Annotated in this window: 2 protein-coding genes and 1 pseudogene; all 3 read right to left on the reverse strand. The window is 42.1% G+C overall.

Going from position 1 to position 1,365, the window contains the following annotated elements:
- Positions 1-20: 20 nt before the first annotated feature.
- Positions 21-311 carry a type II toxin-antitoxin system RelE/ParE family toxin gene (locus A3763_RS25720; protein WP_068509843.1) on the reverse strand — a complete coding sequence of 97 codons (291 nt, stop codon included), beginning with the start codon at positions 309-311 and terminating at the stop codon, positions 21-23.
- Positions 304-525: a hypothetical protein gene (locus A3763_RS25725; protein ID WP_068509845.1), complete on the reverse strand. Its 222-nt coding sequence runs from the start codon at positions 523-525 to the stop codon at positions 304-306. Before A3763_RS25725 ends, A3763_RS25720 begins: the two co-directional genes overlap by 8 nt.
- A 514-nt stretch (positions 526-1,039) precedes the next feature.
- Positions 1,040-1,365: pseudogene (locus A3763_RS27220) on the reverse strand (transposase); the annotation flags it as partial.

Raw genomic sequence — 1,365 nt, forward strand, 5'->3', positions numbered from 1 at the left:
TTTTCGTGGGGCACACCAAACTAAAAGGTACGTTTGATATCCCTGTAGAAGTTTTCGTGTGAACCTAATGCCATCAACTCAAGGGTAAGTACACCTTCGTCATAGCTATAGCCAAGTAACGTAAGTTGCTTAATCATCTTAAATTTATAAACTCTAAGAAACGCAAGATCACCTCGTTTCTGCTCACCTAAAAGTGGGTCTTTAACAAGCTCTTTTACAGCATTATCCAAGTCTTTCTTCTGGTTAGGTTTTAATTTCTTTACTGCTTTTTTAAAAGTTGGCGTTTGTAAAATATTCTCAACTTTAGCCAAAGTCGTAGCGCTCCAACTTACCTGCTTCTTTTTCTGCTTGGGCAATAATGGCTTGCTTTACAAACTCATATGGCAAATCAGGGTTATCTTCCATCATTTCACCAATTTTTGCCCAATGTTCAATCTGCTTTGGTGGCGTCCTATTGTAAGCCTTAGCCATAATGGTGGCTTTTTCAATAAGATCTTGGTCTAATCTTACGCTATTAGTTGCCATAGTTAATGCTCCTGTAACAATCTGCATTAATTGTGGCATATTGCTACAAATAAATAAAGTTATAACCAACGGCTCAAACGGACTCCGTAACAGTCGCACCTTTTTTGTTCCAAAAAAGTCGCCACAGTTACTACGCCGTTTAGCCGGGCGTTGGTATGACTCCCCACGTCAAGCAAACTGCACAAATTCCTGCCGATAGCACGGCCAGAGTTTTTTCTTTTTTAGTCAACTTCTTTTGTTTAAGAAGCATTAGCGCATCAGATGAAGCAGATAATTTCGACGGTTATCATGCTGGTATTCGTGGGTTGCTCTTTTTTTAAAGAACCTATCCGACCTTACTTTTTACGTCGTGGTGTCTGTCTTCAGTCTATGCTCGTGGATCAATGCGATGAAGCTACATTGCCTACCTAACGCCGTCGGTGATTACACCACACTCGTTGCTTGACCCAATGCGCTAACGCTAAACTCATTAAGCTGGTACTCTTGATAAACGTGTTTTTGGGTCGACCTTAAGTCAAATGACTTCTCGTGATATCGACCAGATAAAGGCAATCATTTCACGGGCTATTGCGGTCACGACCACATTGTAATTTTGACCGCGCTTCATAAGCCTCTGATATCGTTTTCACAGCCTTAGTTGCGCTTGCCATGCTTGATCGATAATCTCCTTAGGTAGACCTTCCTGTCTTACCTGCATTTCTTTGGATATTCGTGCGCTATACCGATAGCTGTGCGCTCCCTCAATCAACAGTTTCTGACGCGTCCATTACCGCACTTTGTAATGCTGCCAAGTTTTCGTTTATCGCGACTAGAATGCTCACTCGGGGTGAGCCCGACATA

The organism is Oleiphilus sp. HI0128 (genome assembly GCF_001635365.1).

Excerpts from the sequence above, each read along its gene's own strand:
- A3763_RS25725 (WP_068509845.1), bottom strand. The coding sequence starts at position 525 with ATGGCAACTAATAGCGTAAGATTAGACCAAGATCTTATTGAAAAAGCC.